Raw genomic sequence first — 25,925 nt, 5'->3', positions numbered from 1 at the left:
AATCTAAGAATCCAAGATTCTGTTGGGGATGATAATGTAACCAGTCGTGCGATCGCCCAGTACTTGGTTGCGTTGTTCTCCCCAGTACCACCAGTAAGCCGCTACGTAAGCACAGATGAGGCTATCGAGTTTGTCTTCGGTTTCTTTAAGTGCTGCACCTGTAGTGGGAATTTCTGGAAGAAATGAACTGCACAGTCGTAGAGGACATAGAGGAGGATGGAGTCCGGGTAGGATATCGGTGATGTAATGATAAAGTTTCATCAATTCTGCGCGACGTTCGTTGAGGCGTCCTTTTTTGTATTTGAGGATGCGTTCTAAGTTAAAGAGATGCACGATAGCTGGATGGGGAAAAACTTCAATTTGGTATCTCCCTAATTTTTGTGGTTCAATGGTTGGGGCGTGTTCAAAACCACGGGCTTCTAGTTCCAATCCAAAATTTACTGTTCGCTCCGCAAAAGGTAAGCTAAGATTTGCTGGATAGCAACCTGCATGGTATTTGCCAAAGTATTTGTGAGTTAGTTTATCGGGTAACCGACTTCCGGTTGTATTGGGGATCAAGGTAGGTGCGTCTACAGCGATGATGGCAGGTTCTTCTGCTTTGAGGCACGAGTCAATCCAAGAGAGAATGTCTGTAATGAGTTCTTTTCGATCTAAGTCTACGATTTGCAGTTTTTCATCTGTCAGTTCTAGGTAGCATAAGCCACTAGGTTGAGATTTCCAGCCTAAGTCAATTCCAAGAAATTTCATCTTTGTCCCTGCGTAGATGGGCTTATTGTCGCATTTTTAGCTCAACTTGATGCTTTCACTGATAACTTGTATCTCTTTGGTTTACAGTTAGCAAACTTTGCCTCGATTTTACGCTTACCCAACTTGTGAGAATAAATTACTCCCTTTCCGCCATAAGACTACCGATCTTCTTCTCCTCTTTCCTCTGTGTCCTCTGCGCCTCTGCGGTTCATTTAATTAAGAAATCTTCGAGCGGGAAGGGAGTAATTAAATATTTTTTATTTGGAAGTCTTTAAAGCTTTAAATACGGTAGATGAACATGGAATTAAGATGCTAGCCTATAAGAGAGGCATGGATGTTCTGAAAGCCAAAACGTAAGATGTGATTCGGTGTCGGATGAGGCAAAAAAACCGAAATCGCCATACGTAGGCTGCGCTCTCATTGTTGGGAAAGAGCGATTGCCTTTGGTCTCGACTCTACACCATAAAGTAGCAACTACCCTAGTGTCAAGTACACTTGTCAAAATGGTTTCGGCATGACTTGAGTTGTGTTGAAACTGATGAAAACCTGCGTGTAGAACTGATTTTATCGCTCCTTCATTACAGTTCTTTACAAAGTTTCACCAATTTCTATGCAGCCATTAACACGTCAAACAAAAGTTGTCGCTACCGTTAGTTCTGCTAGTTCGCGAGAGACAATTGCGGGCAAGATAAAAGCTGGAATGAACGTAGCTTGTCTTAATTTCTCTCATGGCAGTTATGATGCTCTTGCTCAAACAATTGCTAGGATTCGCTCAATCGCAGAGGAATTAGAGACTCCCATAACGTTACTACAAGAACTGCAAAGTTCCCAATTACCTTCTCTAACTCATAAAGATATCCAAGATTTAGAGTTTGGTTTATCTCAAGAAGTTGATTACATTGCTCTAGGTTTTATAAAGAGTGCTGAGGATGTCCGGGTTTTCAAGAATTTACTACAGCAAAAAGGTTCAGCCGATACATCTGTTGTTGCTAAAATTGAAAACCTTGATGCGATCGCCAATCTAGAAGAGATACTCAACGAATGCGATGCAGTGATGATAGAATCAAGCCATTTGGGTATGGGGATGTGTCAGGAGAAAATTCCTCTGCTACAAAAACGCATTATCGGATTGTGCAATCATCAAGGAATTCCGGTTATTAGTGCAATACAAATACCAGAAAGCACAATCCATAACTATTCAACTCGTGCGGAAACCAGTGATATTGCCAACGCCATTACAGATGGGACTGATGCAGTGATGCTTTCAAGTGAATTAGAGGGCAATGAGGTTTCTGTCGAAGGCGTACAAATGCTTGTGAAAATTGCAACAGAAACAGAAGCAGAAATAGAATTTCTTAACAATCCACCTGCAAAAACGGATGTCACTCATGCACTCAGCGTGGGACTCAATGCTATTTGCAAAGTGCTACCTCCACGCTACATCGTTACGTTTACAAGTAGCGGTTATACAGCCCAGTTAGCAGCAGGGGAACGTCCTAAAGTGCCAATTATTGCGCTTACACCTCACCCTAAAGTTTACCGGAGTTTAAACCTCTTCTGGGGAGTGCAGCCCGTGTTACTCAATCGCGAGGTTGAGACTTTTGAAGAATTGACAGCACAAGTTGAGGACATTTTGCGCGATCGCAGTTGGGTTGAACCAGGGGATAAAATTCTGATTGTGGCTGGTATTCCTACCAAACATTCACAAGGCACAAATTTTCTCAAAATCCATACAATTGAAGCAAGCAGCAAGCAGTGACCTCTGTTATGACGTATGTACTTAAAAAGTTAAGCTAGGGAAAATACAAGTAAATTTTTCACTCTCCCCGTTGAACCATACTGACTGCTTTGCTTCGCGCTTCTATAATTTGACTTATCTCACGCCCCAAGCTTGGTTGACGAATCTGCACCCCAGACAGCCGCCAGCACAAATGAGATCCCCACCAGTACCAACAACAGCCGCGAAAGGTCGATCGGCAGTTTGGGCATCCTTGCTCGCCATGTATTTGCCTCAGCTTTTTCAAACAAAATCACATTCAGCAGTGAGAGAGAGGCATAGATAACAGATATCCAGAACAGCGTTTCAACTAGCTTGGGAAAATTCCCTTTAACGTCGAGCTTCAAGACGTTCTTAACAAAAATTATCAGCATCAAAAGGGGTAGAACGAGGTTTTTCACAACCTGCAACGGTAATTCAATTATGTAACTATTATATACTACAATTGTAGTTATGACGATTCTTGGAAAAGATCTTATATAGCAATCCTATTTGAGATCTAAACAAGGGAGACAAGGGAGAGGTGTTTGTAAATCATTTAGGACTGCTATATTAAGATTGATATATGGAAAGAATAGAAGTTGAAAAAAGAACTGTTTTAATTGGTCTAGCAGGTAGTCACGGATATGGGTTAAGTAGACCTGAGTCAGATTATGACTATCGTGGTGTATTTGTAGCAAACAAAAATTACTATTTAGGATTTGACATCATTGAACAAAAAGAGAGTGGATGGGACGAACCGGGTATCTTTCCATTTTTAGATGGAAATAAAGACACGGTTATATATGAACTTAGGAAAATGCTACAGCTACTAGCAGGAGCAAATCCCAATATCTTGGAATTATTATGGTTGGGAAAATACCCTGTTTTAACAACTGTCGGGCAAGAGTTACTCAATCATAGAAAAATCTTTTTAACGAAGAAAGTCAAACACACTTATTCTGGTTATGCCTTTGCCCAACTTAAAAAGATGGAAACTCATCGCAAGTGGCTGCTTAACCCACCACAAAAGAAACCATTACCTTGTGATTATGGAATAGAAGATGAAGCACCACTCACAAAAGATGAGTTACACGCTTTTCTAGAGTATCTTTATCAATTAATTAGAGGAAAGATTGAATTTCTAGAAGAAGCAGAACAATTGTATAAACTGCTGACAGCAGATATAGATTTTAAAGGTGTGCTCAAACAGTATCCCTTAGCTGAAGAAGCTTTAGAATACACGCAAACATTAACAAACAGCCATAAAGATTTTATTCGCTTGCTGAAAAAAAGCCAAACTTATCAAGTGGCTTTAAGAGAATGGAAAGCGTACCTCTCTTGGCAAGAAAATCGAAATCCTGCTAGAGCAGAAATGGAACGAAAATCAGGTTATGACCTCAAACACGGAATGCACTGTATCAGGCTGTTACGCAGTGGACTAGAAATTTTGCAAACAGGAGAAGTCATTGTAGACCGGAAAATTGCTGGTGATGCGGAAGATTTAAAAGCGATTCTTAGGGGCGAATATTCCTACGAACAACTTATGAAAATGGCAGATGATTTAGTTGCTCAAATGGAAACGGTATACGAAGTTTCTGTTTTACCCGAACGAACTGACTTAGAACAAATCAATGAATTGTGTATGGAACTTGTTGAAATGCAAGGATGGAGTTAAAAATTCATAATGACTGTTATTAGAGGATGTCTGAAAAGTTTTTGGTGATGTATCAAAGTTTTACCGATCCCCCTAAATCCCCCTTGAAAAGGGGGACTTTGAGAGTATTTCCTTCCTTTTCAGTGGGTAAGGCTCAGGCGGGCAAAACCGCCCACCATACAACATAGATATCTTATTTTTTGCCAGCGACTATTAGCCCTCCGGGTTCGCCAGTCCCCTACGGCAGGAAACCCGCCTGCAGGGCTGGACTCACCATTAGCAATTAGCCATTAGCCATTAGCTATTAACCACCAGCCACTGCAGGAACAATACTCACTTCATCACCATCTTTCAATGGTGTAGCTGTACCATCCAAAAAGCGAATATCTTCACTGTTAACGTACAAATTTAAAAATCGGCGCGGTTGTCCGCTGTCATCACATAACCGAGATTTAATACCGGGACAGTTCTTTTCTAAAGAATCGAACAGTTCGGCAACGGTACTGCCATTACAGTCTAAGGCAGCTTGGTTATTTGTGAACTTCTGAAGGGCAGTAGGAACTAAAACTTTGACAGACATGGTTAATTGTTAATTGTTAGTTGTTAGTTGTTAGTTGTTAGTGGTTATTAGATAGTCGAACACTAACTAACCACTAACTTATAACTAGACGAGGACTTGTTGCCATTCAAGGCGATCGAGTGTCCGAGAACGCTCTAGAGCTCTTTCAAAGCTGTCGAGCTTCGCCTCAATGGTTAAGGGTTCTCCAATATAGCCCTGTACGGCTTCTTGGGTTTTCAAACCATTTCCGGTAATGTATACCACGGTGGTTTCATCGGGATCAATCTTGCCTGCTTCTACCAGTTTTTTGAGCACGGCAACGGTTGTCCCTCCTGCTGTTTCTGTGAAGATACCTTCTGTCTCTGCAAGCAGCTTGATGCCTTCGATGATTTCGGTATCTGTCACCGACTCAATATTACCACCAGTTTTGTGCGCTATATCTATAGCATATACACCATCTGCTGGGTTGCCGATCGCAATGGATTTGGCAATAGTATTTGGTTTGACTGGTTTGATGAAGTCGCGTCCTTCCTTATACGCTTGAGCGATGGGCGAACATCCTTCTGCTTGTGCGCCACTAAATTTAACGTTTTTGGCTTCCACCAAACCCAGTTCTACAAATTCTTGGAAACCTTTGTAAATTTTTGTATATAGCGAACCAGATGCCAAAGGTGCGACAATGTGGTCAGGTAACTCCCAACCTAATTGTTCTGCCACTTCAAAGCCGAGTGTTTTAGAACCTTCTGAGTAGTAGGGACGCAAGTTGATATTGACAAATCCCCATCCATGTGTATTTGCTACTTCAGAACAGAGACGGTTGACTTGGTCGTAATTTCCTTTAACAGCCATGAGGGTTGGGCTGTAAATCAAGCTACCCAAGATTTTTCCGGCTTCCAAGTCAGCAGGAATGAATACACAGCAATCTAAACCGGCGTGTGCTGCGATCGCTGCAGTAGAATTAGCCAAGTTCCCGGTACTAGCACAAGAAACTGTGGAGAAACCTAATTCCCGTGCTCTGGTGAGAGCAACTGACACCACCCTATCTTTAAAGCTGAGGGTGGGCATATTGACGGCATCATTTTTGATATACAGTTTGTTCAGACCGAGGCGACGTGCCAAGCGTTGGGAACGAACCAGTGGGGTCATACCAGTTCCCACATCAATTGGATTTTCGCTGGCGACAGGCAAAAAGTGACGGTAGCGCCAAATAGAGTTGGGACCGGCTTGAATTGTTTCACGGGTGACCTTAGACCGAAGGGAGCTGTAATCATAGGTGACTTCCAATGGACCGAAACAGAACTCACACACGTGAAGGGCTTGGAGTTCGTACTCCGCACTACACTCCTTACATTTCAAGGATTTAAAAGTGCCTGTGTTTGTTTGGGTATGAGTGGTTGTCGCCTGTGTCATAAGTCAGCCTTCCCTGAATGTCCGTCAACTGTGGTTTTGATAGTAACACGAGCAAAAATACCAGTCAAACATACCCGACAATTTTTGTCGGGTTTTAAAAATTTACAGCAAAGTCATGGGAGTTTAATTCCAAGCATTTTCACAATTGTTTTTCAAGGTTGTACGGAATGGGTCACCCATCGCTACCAGTCAGTTAATTGTTGCCGAATTGGCACGCGGATGATAAATTCCGCTCCCTGTCCGAGTTCTGACCTGCACAAAAGCGACCCCCCGTGTATTTCGGTGGCAATTTGATAGCTAATTGATAAGCCCATACCCGTTCCTTTGCCTACAGGTTTTGTCGTGAAGAAGAGATCGAACAAGCGTTGGCGAACCGACTCTGGCATACCGGGACCATTATCTACAATTATCTACAATCCGGATTTCAACGCAATCGCGATCGACTTGTTCGGTGACAATGGTAATAATTGGGTTTGTCAGAAACCCTTGATTGTTTGGTAATGACTGTTCTATAGAATTGGTTGTGCCGATGGATTCCAAAGAATCGATCGCATTGCTTAACACGTTCATAAATACTTGATTCAATAGCCTCGCATAGCATTCCACGAACGGCAAATCACCGTAATGTTTAATGACCTCTATACCGGGATGATTTGGCTTTGCTTTCAGGCGATATTGCAACATCATTAAGGTACTCTCGATCCCCCATGAAGATTAACAGTTTTCATTTCGGCTTCATCCATGCGAGAGAAAGTCCGCAGGGATGCAACAATTTTTTGAATCCGCTGATACCTAGATAAAGTAGCTGTCATTATCTTTTTGCTGCAACATAAATATTCTTACTATGCCCAAATCAGCGGCTATCTGTAATGTGCAATACAAAACTATACAGACTCTCTTACAATGTTACCGCTCGCCAGTTGCTGTTCGGTAATAGACATAGGAGTGAAAAACCATGTAATAGACGTTTCAAGCAGTCAATTTCTACAAAATTCCTAAATGATTTACAAACACCTCTTCCTTGTCTGCTTTGTCTCTTTTGTTTAGAGATCAAATAGGATTGATATATAAGACAAAAGTATAATTATTTTGGTTCTTCAGTACTCGTTATGCTAAATTAACAAGTACTGAAGAACCATTATTTTTATCAAAGCGCTCGTAAATGCAATCTTAGGGAGTACTGAAAATCTCGCTGTTATGCAATTGTGAGACTTTTGTGGAAAATACGGGTTAAGATATATGATTTTCCACGGCTTGTTATCCATAATTTTTACAATAAGTCCATACTTTCACTGAAGCTAAACACAGGATAAAAAGTTACATTCTTGTAAGCTCAATTTCTCTTGATGAGAATCTCCAGAGTCAATGAGCAACAATTTCATGAGGGATGAAGTGTGAAGAATAAAAAGCTATCTTTTATTCTTCATTCTTTATCCTTCATACTTTCTTTGGTCATTTGGTGCAATCTATTAAAAGTTTCTACCCAGACAAAGCCCTCAAAAAATCAAATTTTGAGTTGAATTACTTCGTCATTTTTCACTTACTAAATTCAAGTCTACCTTCAAATACTAGTTTTAATCTAACTTTTAATTTTTAGGGTTCATCATGCCACCAACCTATAAACTCTTATTAGGGAAAACCAAGCTCTACCTTTATTTAATTGCTACGGGATTATTAGCTCACAGTTTTTTTCAATATGTCAGCCCAGTCAAAGCTGAGGGTACAACTGCGGGTCAATCGATTAGCAATACAGCAACCGCTACCTATGAAGACCCCAATAATCCTGGAACAACAATTAACACGACTTCTAACACAGTTGTCGTTACCGTTGCTGAAGTTGCTGGTATTACCGTAACTGGTTCTGGTACTTCATTTAAAACCGACCAAAATACAGATGGAAAAATTGGTATTGGTGACACCGTTTATTACACCTACAACGTCACTAACGTTGGTAACGACCCTACAAAGTTCCGCATTCCCGACCAACCCACAGTCACGGGTCCCGGACAACTTGATGGGTCAGTAGAAATTAGCTACGATGGCGGTCAAACATGGCAACCCGTTGCTCCTGGCGGAACCTCAACTAACTCGATTCCACCAGGTGGTTCTGTTTTAGTGCGGGTTCCTGTTAAAGTTGCTGATGGTGCAACAAGCGGAAGCACTATATCTGTCAAATTAGGCGATACGCCCAGCGATGCTCAAAACCAGCCACGGAGTGAAAATGGCGGTGACCTTTATACTGTAGATAATCCTGATGGCTCAGTCACGGGTGAAGTTAGCGGTACACCCATAAATGGTACGCGTGAAGCCAGCGCCACACAACAAGTCACAGTTGATTCAAACCTAAAAAATTACACTCTTGCAACAGTTCTCAAAACCCGCAGCAGTCAAACAAGTGCTGGGGTGGATGGTCCGGGGGGGGATAATCTCAGCTACGACTTAAGCTTGCGAGTTGAAAACAACGATCCTACAGGTAACGGTATCAGCCCTGCGCCTCTAAATGGCACAACTATTCCCGGTCTAGTCGGTTCCTACATTTTGGTATCTGATGCCATTCCTGCAGGAACCAAATTAGTCAGTGTCAAAGCCCCATCTGGTTGGCAACCCGTTTATACAACCAATGATGTCTCTTCTTTCGATGCCAATCAAGCAACTTGGACAACGACTGCACCTTCAGATTTGGCGACAGTAAAACGAGTTGGTTTTGTAAGAACTGAAAGTATTGCCCCAGGTACTACAGTTTCAGGCTTTCAAATTACTGTTGAAGTTGTTGGTACGCCTGAATCCATTTCCATTGCAAATATTGCCCAGTTATTCGGTAAAAGTCCCAGTGGAGCCCCCGTATACGATGAATCTGGAGATCAAAGCCCCAGCAATTTTGATGGTTCCAATCCCCCTATCGGTACTGATACCAATAACGATAAAATCCCCGATACCCTTCTTCCAGACAGTGTGGATGATGGTTATATTAATCCAACAGACTCCAATAACAACAAGATTCCTGATGAGTTGGAAGGCAATAATGGGATTGGCACAGATCTCAACAACAATAACAGCGGTACAGGTCCCGGTGGTGAGGCAAATATTGTCACCTTAACTGCTGCAGGAGGTATTTCTGTCTTAAACGGACCTAAGGATGCACCGGATGCTGTTGCTGAAAATGATAACAATAAAGACTTCACCAACAAATCTTCACTAGTCCCTGCGAGTACAGTTCCCGGAACATTAATCGATCCAGATGGTGTCAGTTTTACCAACACTTTTAAAAACACTGGTGCGGGTAGCAGTAACGTCTCTCTGATTCCAACACCTCCTACGACTCCAGGAGACTTACCTGTAAATACACTCGTTACCATCAGTTACGGTAGTTTGTCGGCAACTTATAGATACGATGGTACAAATTTTGTGTTCCAGTCGGGGCAAGGACAGGTTAACAACCAAAACATTAGTGCAACAAATCCCATTCGAGTTGATGGAGTGACAGCTAATGCAACAGCTAATTACGGCGTGGAAGTGAATTTGCCTTCTGGGACTCCACTTTCTACAGATATTAACCGTGGCTTTCCAGTTCCCATAACAGCGTATATTGATGATGCGACACCGGGATTCCAAGGAACTGAACCTAGGAATATCACCATCGATCGCGTCTACACAGGCTTCTTGAAAATGGTGAAACTGTCTCGCGTATTGCAAGGAACGGGTCCCGCAGTAGGAACGGGTCAGGATAACTTTGATTCCACACCAGGTGTAAACGATCAAGTACCCGATGTACCTAGAACCCCTGCTCCAGGAAACATTATTGAGTACCAAATTAGTTACAAAAACATTTCTGAACCTCAATCCGGTACTGGCAACATCGTCTTAAATGCTGGCAAAGTGGTGATTACTGAAGATGGTACCACTTGGGATGGCACGAAAGGTAACAATTGGGCATTAGACAACGATAACAACAGCGTTATAGATACGAGTCATATTGTTGGCTCTGCAAAAGATTCTGGTGCTGCAACCATCACCTTTTTTAGCGGTAAACCAGCAACTACCTCTACAGGTGACCAGACTGGGACGACTGTTAATAATGACGTAACCAAATACGTAGATACCGTTACTGACACGGTTACACCGGGACAGGAAAGAACGTTTACTTTCCAACGCAAGGTGAATTAGGGAGTGGGGAGTAGGGGAGATAGGGTGAATGTTCCAAGGCTCTACCTCTCGTACCAACATAACTTGAGGCGCAGCCCCTGCACTAGTATTCCCAGGCAGAGCCTCGGAACAAGCACTAAAACAAAGGAGATTCTAAGATGAAGCGTTTTGTACTAGCAACTGTAGGAGCGATCGCATTTGTAGCGACTTTTCCTGTTCTATATCAAACCAATTATGGGTTGGAAACAGCCACAGCCCAAAACACGCAAACAAAGGGACAAGTGCAGTTGCGCTTGGATGCAGAAAAGAGAGTTGTTCAGCAAGTACAGGGTAAGCAAACTTTAAGTTGGGAACCTTTACAAGGGAAGGCTTTGGTAGAACCAGGAAATATCTTGCGCTATACGGTGACGGCTGATAACAACAGTAACAACAATGTCAAAAATCTTATCATCAATCAACCTATTCCCTTGGGAACCGTGTATGTACTGAATTCTGCTACTAGCACTGCTAATAATGAGACAAAAATTACTTACAGCATTGACGGGGGACGCAGTTTTGTAGAAAAGCCAAGCGTCAAAGTTACGCTTGCTGATGGCAAAACCGAAACAAAACCCGCACCCGTTACAATGTATACCCACATTCGCTGGAAATTTGGGTCATCCATTCCCACCAAGGGAAGTGTAAAGGGAATTTATCAAGTCAAAGTTCGTTGAGATAATTTTGGATTTTGGATGAAAACCAATGAGCGACGAGAAATGTACGGATGCGTCCCGGCGTATCTCTACAACTAATGACAGTTTGCAACACTATATAAATTCTCAGAAACACTGGTTGGGATGGTTCTCGATCGCAGTTCCAATCGCCTACTTATTCTGTACTCCTATATCTGCACTTGCCCAAGCAAGGAACCAAATCTCAGGTCCAAACCTTATTAACCAAGCTACATATACTTATACAGATTCTAATACTAACTTTCAATTTCAAGGTATTTCCAGCCAAATTGATATTAAACCAACTCAATTAATTGACCCCCAAGGGCGAATTTTAGGCTGTAGCGGACAGCCACTTTCTGATTACAACGGTTTTTCCGTTGGTTTGTACGAAACAAATCCCAACGATCCAACAGGAACAGAATTGGGAAGATTAGTTTCTCTGACTCCCACAGAATTACCCGATCTTCCCAACAATGGAATTGCCAGAGGGGTACAACCAAATACCACCAACAGCAATCCCTTTATACTTACGAATTCTTCCGAAGGACAATATAACTTTTTATTAGATCCCAGCAAGGGTCAAGTCACTCCGGGGAAAAGCTATATTTTAGTCGTCAATCCCCCACAAAATTCTATCTATTCCCAACGGCGCATCAAAATTTCCATTCTTGAGAGTGCTGATAGTACCCAAAATAACGTTGTTCGCTATCTTGCAACTTCCTTAGACGGTCAACCTATCAGTATCACGGGAGAAACCAGTTATCAAGGAACTGTGGTTTTGGTTCCTAACGCCGAACTTGTAGGGCTCAATTTATTTGCTTTTGAGTTTGATGTAGGAATGTGTCAAACACAACAAGTACAAATTATTAAAACAGGCGATCGCGCAACAGCAGAACCCGGAGATACAGTCATTTATCGCTTGTCTGTCAAGAACAAGAGCGATGCTGCCCTCAATAACTTGGTGCTTACCGATACCTTGCCCCTGGGATTTGCCTTTGTTTCCAAGTCGGTGCGAGGTGAGTTTGACGGTCAAGCAGTGACGGTGACAGTAGAAGGACAAGGCGCAACGGTTATCTTGCGAACTTCAGTTTCCATCCCTCCAGGTAAAGTGCTCAATATTGCCTATGCGGCTCAACTCTCACCCGATTCTGTACGCGGTTCGGGTCGAAATTCAGCCATCGTAAACGCCCAACGAGTTGATAACAATTTTGCGGTTAAAGACGGTCCTGCAACCCATCAATTAAAAGTAAGACCTGGAATCGTGTCTGACTGCGGCACTATTATAGGTCGAGTCTTTGTCGATAAAAACTTTGATGGCGAACAGCAAACAGGAGAACCAGGAATTCCCAATGCGGTTATTTTCCTAGAAGATGGCAACCGTATAACTACGGATATTAATGGTTTATTTTCTGTTGCGAATGTCCTACCGGGAAATCATACTGGAGTCCTAGACCTCAGCAGCCTTTCTGGTTACACCTTAGCCCCCAATCTTTACTTCCGCGAACGTAACAGCCAATCTCGCCTGGTGCGTTTAGAACCAGGTGGAATGGTACGAATGAATTTCGCAGTCACTCCAGCCTTCCATGAGGAGGTCAAAAAATGAAAAGACTGCGTTATGTAAATGTTCTCAATTTAAAATTAATGGGTGTTGTAGCAGGAGCAAGTCTTGTTTTCTGTCCTGTTATTGTTAAAGCACAAACTTCTCCTCCTCCTCCCCTCCCCCCCTCTCCCCCTCTCCCCCTCCCCTCCTCCCCCTTATCCTCAATCAAAATCCTCACGCCCACTCCCGATGCGGTCATAGATGTCCCGGCGACAACAATTGTTTTGCAGTTTTCTGTAGATGCGACGGTGGAACTGCGCGTGAATGGTGAGATAGTAGACCCTTCTTTGGTAGGTCGTACAGAAACCGATCCAACGACTAATTTGGTGACACAAACATGGTACGGTATTTCTTTAAAAGAAGGGCGAAATACCATCACCGCAACTGCTCTTGGTGCTCAAGACTCCACAGCAACAATAGAAGTACAAGTTAAGGGAGCGCCAACTCAGATAAAATTAGATACAGTAGAATCGCGGATTCCTGCGGATGGACGTTCCACGGCTACCATCCGGGGTCGATTGCTAGATGCCAATGGGAATCTCTCAAACCGCGATGCTGTTGTTACTCTAGTATCAACAGTTGGTGAGTTTATCGGTGCTGACAGTAAGCCCGACCAACCGGGATTTCAGGTACAAGCACGAGGAGGGGAATTTACAGCAAAGCTAAAATCGGGATTGAAGGCGCAGACAGTACAAATTGTTGCGAAAGCTGGGGAGTTAGAAGCATATACCCAGTTGCAATTTGAGACTGCGCTGCGTCCGAGTATTGCCACTGGGGTTGTGGATGTACGCTTGGGTGCAAGGGGTACGGATTATTACGGTAGGTTCCGCGACTTTCTACCTCCCGGTAAAGACAACAGCACTCAATTAAACGTCCGTTCTGCGGTGTTTGCAACTGGAGCAATCGGGGAATGGTTGTTTACTGGTGCTTATAATAGCGATCGCGCTCTCAATGAAGATTGTAACTGCGACAACCGTCTGTTTCGCTCCTATCAATTTAGCGAGCAAGCCTATCCAGTTTACGGTGATAGTTCTCAAGTTGAGGTCTTGACGCCTTCGATTGATAGCGTTTACGTGCGGTTGGAGCGATCGCCACGCATCCCCAAAGCCAGCCCCGACTATGCCATGTGGGGTGACTACAACACAGAGGAATTTGCGCGTTCTTCCCAGCAATTTACGGCGACAACACGTCAGCTTCACGGTTTTAAAGCAAATTACAACATAGGTAATCTTCAAGTTACGGGTTTTTACGGAAATAACGTTGAAGGATTCCAACGGGATACCCTACCGCCTGACGGAACTAGCGGTTATTACTTCTTGTCTAGAAGATTGCTCGTTCCAGGTAGCGAAAACGTCTTTATTGAGTTGGAAGAACTTAACCGTCCCGGTACTGTATTGGAACGCAAACAGCTTTCCAGAGGTCCCGACTACGAAATTGATTACGATCGAGGGACATTATTATTCCGCCAACCCGTCCTGCGTACAGATGTAGACAACACCGGACAAGTTCTTGTCCGCCGGATTGTTGCTACCTATCAATATGACAGCCAAAACAGCAAAAGCAACATCTATGCAGGTCGCTTGCAATATAACTTGTCTCGCGAAATCAATCGGGAAAGTTGGGTAGGAACAAGCTATATCCGGGAAAATCAGGGAAGTCGAAATTTTGAACTTTACGGCGCAGATGCACAAATTTCCCTGGGTAGTAAAGGCAAATTGATTGCAGAATACGCTCGTTCTAGCAACGATACAGATATTGCAAGCGAAGTCAGCGGTTCTGCAGCACGGGTGGAAGCTCAAGGACAAATTACCAGGGGTCTGTTTGGACGTGCTTATTATCGTTTTGCTGATGCGGGATTTGCCAACAACGCAACCACCAGCTTTGTTCCCGGTCAAACTCGGTATGGCGCACAACTGACAAGCCAGGTTTCTCAAAGTACCAATTTGCGGGTACAGTACGACCATGAAGATAACTTTGGGATTGCTCCTCAACCTCTAGATACTTTCGAGGAACTTTTCTCCCCAAGAACTGACGCCATTCCGGGGAGTAAAGTAGATAACTCCCTCACAACCATTTCTGCGGGGATTCAGCAAAGGATAGGTAAAGCAACTGTTGATATGGATTGGTTGCATCGCGATCGCAAAGACCGCATGGCTGCTGACAATCAGAATACCAAATCCGACCAGTTGCGATCGCGTCTGACTTTACCCCTAGCAAAAAACCTCACCTTCTTAGCCCAGAACGAACTGACTTTATCCTCAGACACGGATACTGTTTATCCAGACCGGACTATCTTGGGATTAAATTGGGCTGTCACTCCGGGAGTGAATGTCAGTTTAACCCAACAGTTTTACACTCGCGGTCAGTTTGAAGATAACTCCATTACAAACTTGAGTATTAATGGCGAACACAAACTGGGGAAAGATACTACTCTAACAGGACGTTACTCCATTTTAGGTGGCGCTAATGAAGTGACCATGCAAGGTGCGATCGGATTAAACCATCTCTGGACAATTTCCCCAGGATTGCGGTTGAACCTTGCTTACGAACACGTTTTTGGTGATTTCTTTGGTCGTAACGGAGCGGGAGTGCAGTACGCTCAACCCTTCGCAGTCGGTCAAAGTGCATCTGCATTGGGGCTGTTAAGCGGCGATAGCTACAGTGTCGGTTTGGAATATACTGACAATCCCAAATTCCAAGCAAGCGCCCGGTACGAACACCGCACCTCCTCTAGCGGTTCCAACACCGTCATTTCCGCCGCTGCTGCAGGTAAGCTTTCCCCCGCCCTGACAGCACTCCTGCGCTATCAACAAGCAAATTCTGCCAACCAAAAATTGGTAGGGTTGGGAGATACAGCCAATCTAAGACTTGGTTTAGCTTATCGCGACCCCAACAATGACAAGTTTAATGCTTTGTTGCGTTACGAATATCGTAAAAATCCATCAACAATTCCCGACTCCATTCTTTTAGGAAGCGGTACGGGAGCGGAAGACCATACCTTTGCAGCAGAAGCTATCTATGCACCCAACTGGAGATGGGAATTTTACGGAAAGTATGCTCTTCGCAACAGTACTTCTTACTTAGCGCAGGATTTGATTGGAACGACTACAACAAATCTAGCGCAGGTGCGGGCTACTTACCGTTTGGGCTATAGTATGGACTTGGTAGGAGAGACTCGTTGGATTCATCAAAACGGTTACACGGAAACGGGCTTTGTGATAGAAACAGGCTATTACCTGACCCCCAACCTGCGGTTGTCTGCAGGTTACGTATTTGGTAATATTGATGACCGCGATTTTTCTGGAACTCGAAGTGCAGGAGGTCCTTATTTGGGTTTAACTCTGAAGTTAAACGAACTCTTTGATGGATTTGGCTTGCAAAAAGTTCCACCTCCCCAAGACAAAGAATCTACGGTGCAAACAGTTGTTAACAAGCTGAAGCAAGCGAAAGCGGGAACAATGCAAACCGTTGCGGACAAGCTGAAGAAAGCAAAGGCGGAAATGGTGGGGAGAAAAATATGAAGAAATTATCGCTTTTATTTTCATTTTCATTATTGTATGCCTTGTGCTCTGGGATACAACCAGCCCAAGCCGAAGGTTCCAAAGACTTAATCTCCGGAGGCGGACACAGACCTTATTTGGAATGGTCCCCAAATTTATCAACTGCAAATATTAAGCGTATCACCTTGCTGAAAGTTTACGTTCGAGCTGGGGAGACTGTTAACCTGGGTTCTAGCGTGTATGAAAGCGATCCATCGTTTAACGGTCAAGATATTGTCTATCGCAGCCCTTCGGGAGGACAAAACGGATCTTGTGATGTACTCAGTACGGGTTTTGGCTTTATAGATACGTTAGCAAAAGAGCAAGCAGGACCGTTACCAAACACGGGAGGTTATACTCCATGTAGCTTTAAAGCTACGGAAACAGGAGTGTATGAAGTCGAGTTTCATGCACCAGGGTTGGGAGACAGTCAAAAAAATCCTCCGTCCAAAGCAACAAACGCGAATTTTCCCACAGATGCAACTCAAGTATCATCTGTCGCTGCTTGGGATATCACAGTGAGAGATTCTTCAGGAAACGCGCAACTAGGGCGAGTTTTTACCAATTACCTTGCTTTTAACCTTGGGACAACTGGTTTGTCTCTCAACTCTGACTTCTTCATTCAAACAAAAGATGGCTACCTCTACCGAACTGCAATGAATGGGGTAGATCCGTTTGGCTTTATTTTCTTTGCAAACAGTCGTGGGTATATTGACCGCACGGATAGCAGTACGCTTTATCGTTCTGCACGCGCCGCTCAAAACAACAACACTCTAGACCCCTTTTTAGGAAACGTACAAGTACAGCGCCCGGATGTACCTGATACCCCAACTGATATTACTCATTTAGTCTTTATCAATAAACCTGACACGCTCGCTCTTGGAGCGCTTGGTATTCCTATTTCACCATTAATCCCTCCAAAACCAGCTAACTTTAAATTTACTGGTAAGAATGGAGCGAGTGGAAATCAAACTTTTGTTGGGGCGGGAGGTCACTTTAGCTTTGATTCGAGTATTTCGGGGAGTTACGATATTATTATTGATACGAATAATGACAATATTTATGACCCCAGTGTAGATAGGGTTTTACAGAACGTATCTCTTTCCGGTAGAAATGTTGTCCCCTGGGATGGTAAGGATGCACAAGGGAACAACTTGCTTCCCCTTCCTCAAAATGCTCCCTATCATGCCAGAATTAGGCTGCGTGCGGGAGAGTACCACTTCCCCATGTTAGATGCTGAAAACAACCCTAGCGGATTTGTCATTGAAATGACGAATGCTCCCGGTCCGTTTCCGCCTGGAATTAATAAATTTACGGTTTATTATAATGATGACGACTATAAAACTAAAAATGGAACTGCCATTGACTTGAGCAGTCCTGGAAACCCAACCAATCCCCGAAATGCTGCTGTTGGGATTGATAGCACCTCAGGACAACACGAGTTTAGTGGGAATTACGGAGACTTTAAAGGAATAGATACTTGGACTTACTACCCCGGCGAAGCCGTGCTTGCGGATATAATTATTACAGATACAAATCAGGCAAACGTACAGGGTACAAAATCTGTACGCTTTTTAACTGACACGGATGCAAGTGGAACTGTTACGGTGGGCGATCGCATCCAATATACTATTACTTATTCTAATCTCGATCCGGGTAAGAGCAACGCGACGAATTTTGTCATTAGTGACTCATTACCAGCGCAGTTAACTTTTGTAAGTGCAGAAATCACATCCAAAACATCTGGTAACAATATTACTCTGAACTCTGCTTACAATGGCTCTGGTGCTTTAACAAATTCCGGGACTCTGCGTGTTGGGGATACTATTACCATCACCGTGACGGCTACAATTAACAACCATAACAACGGAACTCCCATCAGCAACCAAGCAAGTGCTAATTTTAATACCCCTGATAGTACCGCAACAACTGGAACTGTCTTCACTGATGCGAACTCTGCAGGAGGTACATCGAGTACACCCACAATTGGCAATTCATTTCTGCAAAAATCAGACGATGGTGTCGAAACAGGTAATGACCCTACTAAAACAGGTGATGACGATCCAACCCTATTGACTGTTGTTTCTACTCCTAACAAACCAAATATATTATTGGTTAAAAGAATTACAGCTATTAATGGTTCAACCACTTCCAACGGAGGAGATAACTTAGGAGGTTATATTAATGAGGCGGCTAATCCTTACGATGACAATGACATAGAACCGAATCTCGCTCCCAAACCCCCTCAGTATCCTACCGCCGATACGAATGCATGGCCTAACCCCAGTAGTTTCCTTCTCGGTGGTATCAATGGTGGGAATGTGAGTCCCAATAATGAATTGGAATATACTATATATTTCCTCTCAGCAGGTAGTTCCCCAGCTCCAAACGTTTTGCTGTGCGATCGCGTTCCCGATAATACAACCTTCATCCCCACTGCTTTTAACAGCGTGTCTTCAGCACCTGGTGGTGTTTCTGGCGCAGATCGCGGTATTTTACTTTACCAAAATAACTCGGCAGTTTCTCTGACAGATGTTCAAGATGGTGATGTCGGTCAATACTTTCCACCAGGAGTAGACCCCAAAACCGTGTATCCTAAGATTGAGTGTGGGGGTGCCAATACAAACGGTGCGATCGTCGTTAACTTGGGCAATTTACCCAATGCAACAGGTCCCGGTACACCTCCGAGTTCTTTTGGCTATATCCGCTTTAGAGGAAAAGTTAAATAATCTTGCCTGCTATTACTATTAGACTTGGAGATTCTTCTAAATCCACACCACGTGCTACAAATCGGAAATCTCCAACAAACCTAGTTTAGGTCTGTTTTACCCCACTAAAAACGGAGTCTTGTTGTACCATCACTCTCATCCTTTTGGATGAATCTATCGGGTGAAGCGCTATTCTCATTTCTGTTTGTAGTATCATTGTAGTCCAGTCCTGCTAGGTATGACAACTCATGACAGCAAAATTTGAATACAGCCAAGTCGGTCAAGAGGACGCTCAAAAACTAGAAAATATCATCGCACAGTGTTTTATCAGCCTTCGGGAAGACATTGATTTTTACTTCAATTGCATCGGCTTAGAAAACTTTCGTCTCATTCGTCGCGATCTCCAGATTGCAGGTGGGCTTGCAACAATCCCCATGAGTCAGTGGTGGGGTAATTCTCGCGTCCCTATGGTAGGACTTGCTGCTGTAGGTATTGCGCCAGAACATCGCGGAGATGGATCTGCGATCGCGTTATTGGAGCATACCCTAAAAGAATGCCAGACGAACGGAGTCCCAATCTCATGTCTTTATCCTGCAACTCAGCGTCTTTATCGCAAAGCAGGTTACGAACAGGGAGGGTTCTTTTGTTCTTGGGAAATACTGACCCAGAGTATTCAAATCAAAGAACAGCCCCTTCCCCTCCTAGAAGTTTCCCCAGAAGAAAAAGCATTTTATAACCTTTACCAACAGAAAGCACAATTCAACAACGGGTACCTCGACAGACATCAAGCCATATGGAAACAAATTATTAAACCTGACAATAACGAAACTGTTTACGCCTATCTCATTGGTACGGTAGAGCAACCACAAGGTTACATCATCTTCAGCCAGCACCAAGATCGGGATAGCTCTTTTATCAGAATCAGAGATTGGGTCGTTCTTACACCTGTAGCAGGACAAACTGTTTGGAGTTTTCTTGCCAATCATCGCTCTCAAATTCAGTCTGTATGCTGGAAAGGGTCTGCAATTGACTCCCTCACGTTATTGTTACCAGAACAAACAGCTCGGCAAAAAGCTACCTCGCGTTGGATGTTACGGATAGTAGATGTTGCAAAAGCGCTAGAGAAACGCGGTTATTTCAGTACAACTCAAGCAGAACTGCACCTAGAGATTAAAGATAACCTGCTTCCAGAAAACAATGGTAAATTTATCCTGTCTGTTGCCAACGGACGCGGTGAAGTCAGAAGCGGTGGAAAAGGAGAGATGAAGCTAGATATTAGAGGATTAGCACCCCTGTACACGGGCTTGTACGCACCCTACCAATTGCAGCTAGCAGGATATCTAGATGCAACAGAAACAGCCTTATTAACAGCAACTCAAATTTTTGCTGGTGCATCCCCAAGTATGTCTGATTTCTTCTAACAACTAACAACTAACCACAATGCATACTACCACTGGTCGCTGGCGTTTAGGACTAGCATTATCACTGCTGACCGTTCTCTTGTGGGGAATTTTACCTATTGCCTTAGCGATCGCTCTACAAGTTCTTGATGTTTATACTGTCATTTGGTTTCGCTTTTTAGTATCTTTTGTGGTGTTAGCTATTTATTTGGGAGGACGGTGGAAGTTACCCAATCTGTCTCATTTGCGTTCCACTTCTTGGATACTATTAGCGATCGCAATTTTTTTCCTAGCTGGAAATTACCTTTTCTTCATGCAGGGGTTAGCACTTACTTCACCAGCTAATGCTGAAGTGATTATTCAGCTAGCACCTTTACTTATGGGTATTGGAGGTTTAATTCTTTTTAAAGAAAGGTATACATTACTTCAGTGGATTGGTATCAGTCTTCTAACTGTAGGGCTAGTCTTATTTTTTCACGAACAATTGAATAACTTAATTACATCTCAGGGAAAATACCTTGTAGGTAGCGGTTTCGTTGTTGTAGGAGCCATAACTTGGTCAATTTATGCCCTAGCACAAAAACAATTGCTACAATCTTTATCCTCTCCCAGTATCATGCTTGTGATTTACGGAGGATGTACTTTGTGTTTCACTCCATTTGCCAATCCAAAAACAATTTTTACACTGGGTTTTTGGCATTTTGCCATTCTCCTTTTTTGTGCCTTCAATACTCTAATAGCCTACGGTGCTTTTGCTGAATCTTTAGAACATTGGGAAGCCTCACGTGTCAGTGCCGTTTTAGCTTTAGCTCCCGTTGTAACATTAATTGCTGTTTGGTTTGTATCAGTTCTATCACCAAAATTGATAGCACCAGAATCTTTGACCCTAGTGGGAATCATAGGAGCGGTTTTAGTTGTGTTAGGTTCAGTTACAATTGCTCTAGGGAAATCTACGAAAACGTAAGCATTTATCAACAATTGTTGCTCGGTAAATGGCGATCGCTTATCAAAAAAGTATGTTATTTTTTATTTGTTAAAAGGCATGGATAGCGATCGCTCACCTACTTTTTAACTCAAATCAAGTAATTATACTTATGTCTGTGACTGGTTATCGGTCACAGTAAACAAAGATTACCCCCTGTAGATACTAGTCATTAGTAACTCATTCCTGTTAAGTTTGTTATTTTGAGGCACATCAAACTCACCAGCACTTCCAGGGTGACTTAGCTACCAGATAACACCGCCTCGTTAAACATCACCTCCTTGCACAATTAAATCGATGAACAACTTATTTGGTCATTGGACTAGCGCCCTGAGAAAGAATTCCTTAACGCTAGTTCTATCTGCTTTGCTGCCAACATTTGGATTGAGCAATTCTGCCTTTGCTGCGGAGCGAATTTATGCATCGTATTCAGCTTTTGAACGTTCCATTTCCATACAGGCATTAGAAGACTATGCCAAAACAGGTGTCATTAACGATGATTTGGATGTTTACAAGCAATATCTCAAAAAAGGGCAAATCCAGCAGTTGCGGCGAGCGTTACTGACTCCCATCAAAGTGAGCCATGTCGCGATTTCCCAATTTCTCTATACTTCACAAGGAGAATTTTTACTGAACCGTTTGGGAGAAGTCATTAAAACGGAATCTCGCCAACAAAAACCAAGCTTACACGCTTTACGTTCGGCGCTGATTCTAGCGGCGGCGGAGCCAGAAGGTTTAACGTTGTTAAATATATTGCGTAAATATCCCAGCCGTAGTATGTATATTGACTTAGCACGTACTATGAGCATGGGATCGGAGTTAGAAAAACTTGTCAATGAAACCAAACGTGCTGTAGCCGCAGTTGAAGAAAAGTCAAGTATAGAAGCAACTTCCAGTAAATTACCGTTTAACCTTCTTTCGCTCAAGCAAGATTTAAGAAGAAAAGGACAATACAGAGCGCAAAAACAAACCCTGAAATTTTTCGACGCTACCCGCAACCGATTTTTGCTAACCGATATTTACCTTCCTAACGCTCAAGGTCGAGTTCCTGTTATTGTTGTTTCTCACGGTTTGGGTTCTGACAGTAGTAACTTTGCCTATGTAGCAACTTACCTTGCTTCTTATGGCTTTGCTGTTGTTGTTCCAAATCATCCCGGTAGCGATACCAAGCAATTGCGATCGCTTCTTAATGGCAAAACAAATGAGGTAGCACCACCAGATGAATTTCAGAACCGACCTCTAGATATTAAGTATGTATTAGATCAACTCGAAGACCGGAATAAATTTGACTCTCGTTATAAAGGTCGGCTCAATCTGCAACAAGTAGGAGTTTTTGGTCACTCTTTTGGCGGCTACACGGCTTTAGCCCTTGCAGGTGCAAAGATTAACTTCGAGCAACTTGCAAAAGATTGTCGAGAAAATGCCATTAAAGATACTTGGAATTTATCCCTACTCCTTCAGTGTAATGCACTGGAAGCGCGAGGTAGCGAACGCAAAGTTTATGATTTTCGAGACAAAAGAGTCAAAGCCGTAATGGCAGTCAATCCAATTACCAGCAGTATTTTTGGAGAAACAGGGTTAAGCCAAATTCAAACTCCCGTTTTGATTGCTGCTAGTAGTGATGATACCATCGCTCCAGCTTTATACGAACAAATATTACCTTTTTCTTGGATTGACAACTCACAAAAGTACTTAGCAGTTATTTCAAAAACCAGCCATTTTTCAGCAATTGGAGAAGGGCAAGGAAGTGCAAATCAATTCGCATTACCCTCAGAACTTGTTGGAGAAGATCCAAGTCTTGCACGCCGATATTTAAACATTTTGAGTTTGCCATTCTTTGCAACTTATGTTGCAGAAATGCCTCAATATAATACTTTTCTTAATGCTGCTTATGTCAAAGCAATATCTGGTAAGTCGGTTAGTTTAAGTCTTGTACAATCTTTGACCACAAATGAATTAGCACGAGGGTTTAAGAAGTAACTTGAACTTCGCTAGTGGTTCATCGCATTAATTTTGATAGGCTGCTACCTCGTTCCCAGGCTCCGCCTGAGAATGCCTTACAGGAGACTCCGCTTCCAGTGGAGCGCGAGGCAGAGCCTTGCCAACTTCGTTCCCTGGTAGAACCAGGGAACGAGAGTGAGTAGTGCGTTCAGTTATCCAGCAAAATTAATGAGACGCTTCTGGGTTAGTATCTGTTTTATATATAGCCAATTTCTGTCGCTGTAGTCTGCTATCTTGTAATTCCTCATAAATGGTTGACTACTTGCGTCTAAACACTGGTGGTAAGAATAAGTCTGCTAGGAGATAAATGTTTCGAGTCAGCAATATGGCATCTATCAATTCAAAAGTTGCGTCCTTGGCTCTACCTAAATACTTGTAGGCTACTTGATGAAACTCTTCAAGTCGGGCACGTTGTATAGCGATCGCTCTAATTCATATCTCTATTCTGCAACGCCAAATTTCAATGCAGATCTTATTTTACCTGTTCCCATACCCCAACTTGAGATGGCTTTGCTATCTTCTCGTATCATGCCAAAATTGCTCGTCACATGATGTTATCCTATTTCCATTATCGTACCGTATATGCTGTGCTGTTTGCTAAACCCTTTACAGCAAGTTTTTCAAGGCTTAACGGCAAAATTCACAATACTTATTTGCTGAAAAAGATAGTAATGAAATAAAAATAATTTAATATTTTCTTTAGAAAATTGGCTGGAATTGTTTTCATCAATACTTTTATAAAATCAGAAAAAGTAAACTTATTTTAAAAAAACTTGCTCGATCCAGCAAGTATCTGTATTTTAAAGGATAACTTTATACTCACAAGTTTATGAATTTGGCATTTACACTTCTTTTTAAAAATGAGGAAATAACATTAACATAAAATCTTAATAAATTAAAATTTTATGTTAACAAAGTTTTGAAATATCCATGATAGGATTGTGGATAAATTTTCTACTTCAAACATAGAAGCAACAATTAAAGCTTCATATCCTCAAGAACATTAAGTTGGCACAGCAACAAATAAAGCAATTAGAACTACAAGAAATAAAAATATGACTGGTACTAGCACAGAACGTTTGAAAAAATTTACAATCTTGCACTCAAATGATATGCACGGAGACTTTCTGGCAGAAGCCAAAGGTGAAGAAGGTAAGTTGATTGGTGGTTTATCACTGCTTTCAGGATATATCAATCAAGTACGCCAAGAAGAGAAAAATGTGCTTTATGTAATTTCTGGCGATATGCTCCAGGGTTCTATGATCGATACCGAATTCAAAGGTCTATCAACCATAGAAATTATGAATTACTTGGCTCCAAATGCCGTTACCTTAGGGAACCACGAGTTAGATTATGGCTTCCCACATTTGCTATTTCTAGAAAAGATGGCAAATTTTCCTATAGTCAATGCTAATCTATATATTAAAAAATACAGTAAAAGATTGATGAATCCATACATCATCCTCAATGTTGATGGATTCGATATCATGTTTATTGGTATTGTAACGGAAGAAGTTCTTAAAGCATTAAAACTAGACACAAGTATTAGTACATTTGTAGGTTTAGAGGATGCAGCCTCAGAAATAGGTAAGATTTGCAATACTTACAAAAATGAAGATATTGACCTGACAGTTCTGTTAACACACATTGGTTTTGAAGAGGACAAAAAACTAGCGGCAATGCTGGACCCATCATGGGGTGTAGATATTATCATTGGCGGACACTCTCATACTCTTTTAGACCAGCCAGCCCAAGTTAATAATATTTTGATTACACAAGCAGCAGTTGGTACAGACCAGATTGGGCGTTTTGATATTGTGGTAGATGATGATACTAACAGTATTGTGGAATGGAAGTGGCAACTAATTCCAATCAACAATGAAGTTGCACCACGAGATGTTGATTTAGAAAACTTTATTGCGACTTATCAAGAAGCGGTAGATCGCAAATATAATCGAGTCATTGGTCGTTTAACACGGAAACTAACGCATCCAACTCGTGAAGCGGAAACTGAATTGGGTAACTTAATCACAGATATTTTTGCCCAAATAGATACGCTGGATGTTGTGTTCATTGGCAGTGCTTCTATCCGAGGTACAGAGTTAGGCCCTCTTGTGACTTTGGGCGATCTGAAAAAAGTTTATCCTTACGATGGTGCATTATATAAGTTTCGATTGACTGGGGCAAATTTACTTAAAATATTTAACTATGTTCTCAGACCAGAAAATAGAATGCCTGATGAAAGCAATTGTTTTCAAATTAGTCAAGGTGTTCGGGTAGTTTACAGCGATGCTGAGAAGAAAGTAGTATCTTTGTTAATTAATGGCAACCTGGTTCAGGAAGACAAAGAATACAGCATTTGCCTTGAGGAATATCATTATAAAAATTCTGTCATGAGTCTGAACATGACAGCGGAAGAACTAGGTAGCTCAAAAGCGATCGCAACCTCTGTTCAAAGTGTTCTGGAAGAATATCTGAGTTCACATCAGTTGCTTGACGCTCATATTGAAGGGCGCTGGACTTTTCAATAAAAAATAGCCTATTAATATAACATTAGTAGAGGCGCAAAAATTTCGCGCCTCTACTAATGAAGATTGATATAATGTTTGGCAAATTGCTCATAGTTTTACACGTCTTGGCAACATTTAAGCTAATTGCTAAAAAAATTGTTTTTAATCCTGTGAGAAACATTTTATCCATGCATCTGCTG

The 25,925-nt window shown here is 42.4% G+C and carries 16 protein-coding genes and 1 pseudogene; 12 read left to right on the top strand and 5 right to left on the bottom strand.

Features of this window, described 5'->3' with window-relative positions; genetic code table 11:
- Positions 1-3: 3 nt before the first annotated feature.
- Positions 4-747: a DUF429 domain-containing protein gene (locus tag HC643_RS00590; protein ID WP_038079323.1), complete on the bottom strand. Its 744-nt coding sequence runs from the start codon at positions 745-747 to the stop codon at positions 4-6.
- A 610-nt stretch (positions 748-1,357) separates the two neighbouring features.
- On the opposite strand from HC643_RS00590, the gene HC643_RS00585 reads away from it, so the two are divergent.
- A complete protein-coding gene (locus HC643_RS00585) occupies positions 1,358-2,506 on the top strand; it encodes a pyruvate kinase (RefSeq protein WP_038079318.1) in 1,149 nt (382 codons plus the stop codon).
- Positions 2,507-2,625: 119 nt separating this feature from the next.
- On the opposite strand, the gene HC643_RS00580 is transcribed toward HC643_RS00585, so the two are convergent.
- Complete coding sequence (locus tag HC643_RS00580; RefSeq protein ID WP_153021570.1) at positions 2,626-2,925, bottom strand: hypothetical protein; 300 nt, start codon at positions 2,923-2,925, stop codon at positions 2,626-2,628.
- A gap of 164 nt (positions 2,926-3,089) precedes the next feature.
- Here HC643_RS00580 and HC643_RS00575 point away from each other — a divergent pair, with 164 nt between their 5' ends.
- On the top strand, positions 3,090-4,181 hold the full coding sequence (locus HC643_RS00575) for a nucleotidyltransferase domain-containing protein (RefSeq protein WP_038079315.1): 1,092 nt from the start codon (positions 3,090-3,092) through the stop codon (positions 4,179-4,181).
- A gap of 283 nt (positions 4,182-4,464) precedes the next feature.
- On the opposite strand, the gene HC643_RS00570 is transcribed toward HC643_RS00575, so the two are convergent.
- The 3 genes and pseudogenes from HC643_RS00570 to HC643_RS41925 all read right to left on the bottom strand — a co-directional run.
- Positions 4,465-4,740, bottom strand: a complete 276-nt coding sequence (locus tag HC643_RS00570; RefSeq protein WP_017744151.1) for a MoaD/ThiS family protein — start codon at positions 4,738-4,740, stop codon at positions 4,465-4,467.
- A gap of 84 nt (positions 4,741-4,824) precedes the next feature.
- Positions 4,825-6,129 carry a threonine synthase gene (gene thrC, locus HC643_RS00565; RefSeq protein ID WP_038084729.1) on the bottom strand — a complete coding sequence of 435 codons (1,305 nt, stop codon included), beginning with the start codon at positions 6,127-6,129 and terminating at the stop codon, positions 4,825-4,827.
- Positions 6,130-6,311: 182 nt separating this feature from the next.
- A pseudogene (locus HC643_RS41925) lies at positions 6,312-6,914 on the bottom strand (sensor histidine kinase); the annotation flags it as partial.
- A gap of 820 nt (positions 6,915-7,734) precedes the next feature.
- Between HC643_RS41925 and HC643_RS00555 the strand changes: the two are divergent.
- From HC643_RS00555 to HC643_RS00505, 10 genes are all read left to right on the top strand, one after another.
- Positions 7,735-10,293 carry a DUF7925 domain-containing protein gene (locus HC643_RS00555; protein ID WP_038084731.1) on the top strand — a complete coding sequence of 853 codons (2,559 nt, stop codon included), beginning with the start codon at positions 7,735-7,737 and terminating at the stop codon, positions 10,291-10,293.
- A 137-nt stretch (positions 10,294-10,430) separates the two neighbouring features.
- Entirely contained in the window at positions 10,431-10,985 is a 555-nt protein-coding gene (locus HC643_RS00550) for a DUF11 domain-containing protein (protein ID WP_038084733.1), read from the top strand.
- A gap of 28 nt (positions 10,986-11,013) precedes the next feature.
- Positions 11,014-12,588, top strand: coding sequence for an isopeptide-forming domain-containing fimbrial protein (locus HC643_RS00545; protein WP_050045432.1), 1,575 nt, complete (start codon positions 11,014-11,016; stop codon positions 12,586-12,588).
- A complete protein-coding gene (locus HC643_RS00540; RefSeq protein WP_050045433.1) occupies positions 12,585-16,106 on the top strand; it encodes an Ig-like domain-containing protein in 3,522 nt (1,173 codons plus the stop codon). Before HC643_RS00545 ends, HC643_RS00540 begins: the two co-directional genes overlap by 4 nt.
- A complete protein-coding gene (locus tag HC643_RS00535; protein WP_038077572.1) occupies positions 16,103-18,853 on the top strand; it encodes a DUF11 domain-containing protein in 2,751 nt (916 codons plus the stop codon). The genes HC643_RS00540 and HC643_RS00535 overlap by 4 nt, the downstream gene beginning before the upstream one ends.
- A 227-nt stretch (positions 18,854-19,080) precedes the next feature.
- On the top strand, positions 19,081-20,253 hold the full coding sequence (locus tag HC643_RS00530; protein ID WP_038077574.1) for a GNAT family N-acetyltransferase: 1,173 nt from the start codon (positions 19,081-19,083) through the stop codon (positions 20,251-20,253).
- A gap of 19 nt (positions 20,254-20,272) precedes the next feature.
- Entirely contained in the window at positions 20,273-21,196 is a 924-nt protein-coding gene (locus tag HC643_RS00525) for a DMT family transporter (protein WP_038077577.1), read from the top strand.
- A 315-nt stretch (positions 21,197-21,511) separates the two neighbouring features.
- Entirely contained in the window at positions 21,512-23,194 is a 1,683-nt protein-coding gene (locus HC643_RS00520) for an alpha/beta hydrolase (protein ID WP_038077580.1), read from the top strand.
- Positions 23,195-23,602: 408 nt separating this feature from the next.
- Positions 23,603-23,767, top strand: coding sequence for a hypothetical protein (locus HC643_RS00510; RefSeq protein ID WP_167844589.1), 165 nt, complete (start codon positions 23,603-23,605; stop codon positions 23,765-23,767).
- Positions 23,768-24,270: 503 nt separating this feature from the next.
- A complete protein-coding gene (locus HC643_RS00505) occupies positions 24,271-25,746 on the top strand; it encodes a bifunctional metallophosphatase/5'-nucleotidase (RefSeq protein WP_038077582.1) in 1,476 nt (491 codons plus the stop codon).
- Positions 25,747-25,925 lie beyond the last annotated feature (179 nt).

This window comes from Tolypothrix bouteillei VB521301 (assembly GCF_000760695.4).
Lineage (GTDB): Bacteria > Cyanobacteriota > Cyanobacteriia > Cyanobacteriales > Nostocaceae > Scytonema > Scytonema bouteillei_A.
The sequence above is the reverse complement of the archived record's forward strand: the minus strand, read 5'-3'. Positions and strand labels throughout refer to the sequence as shown.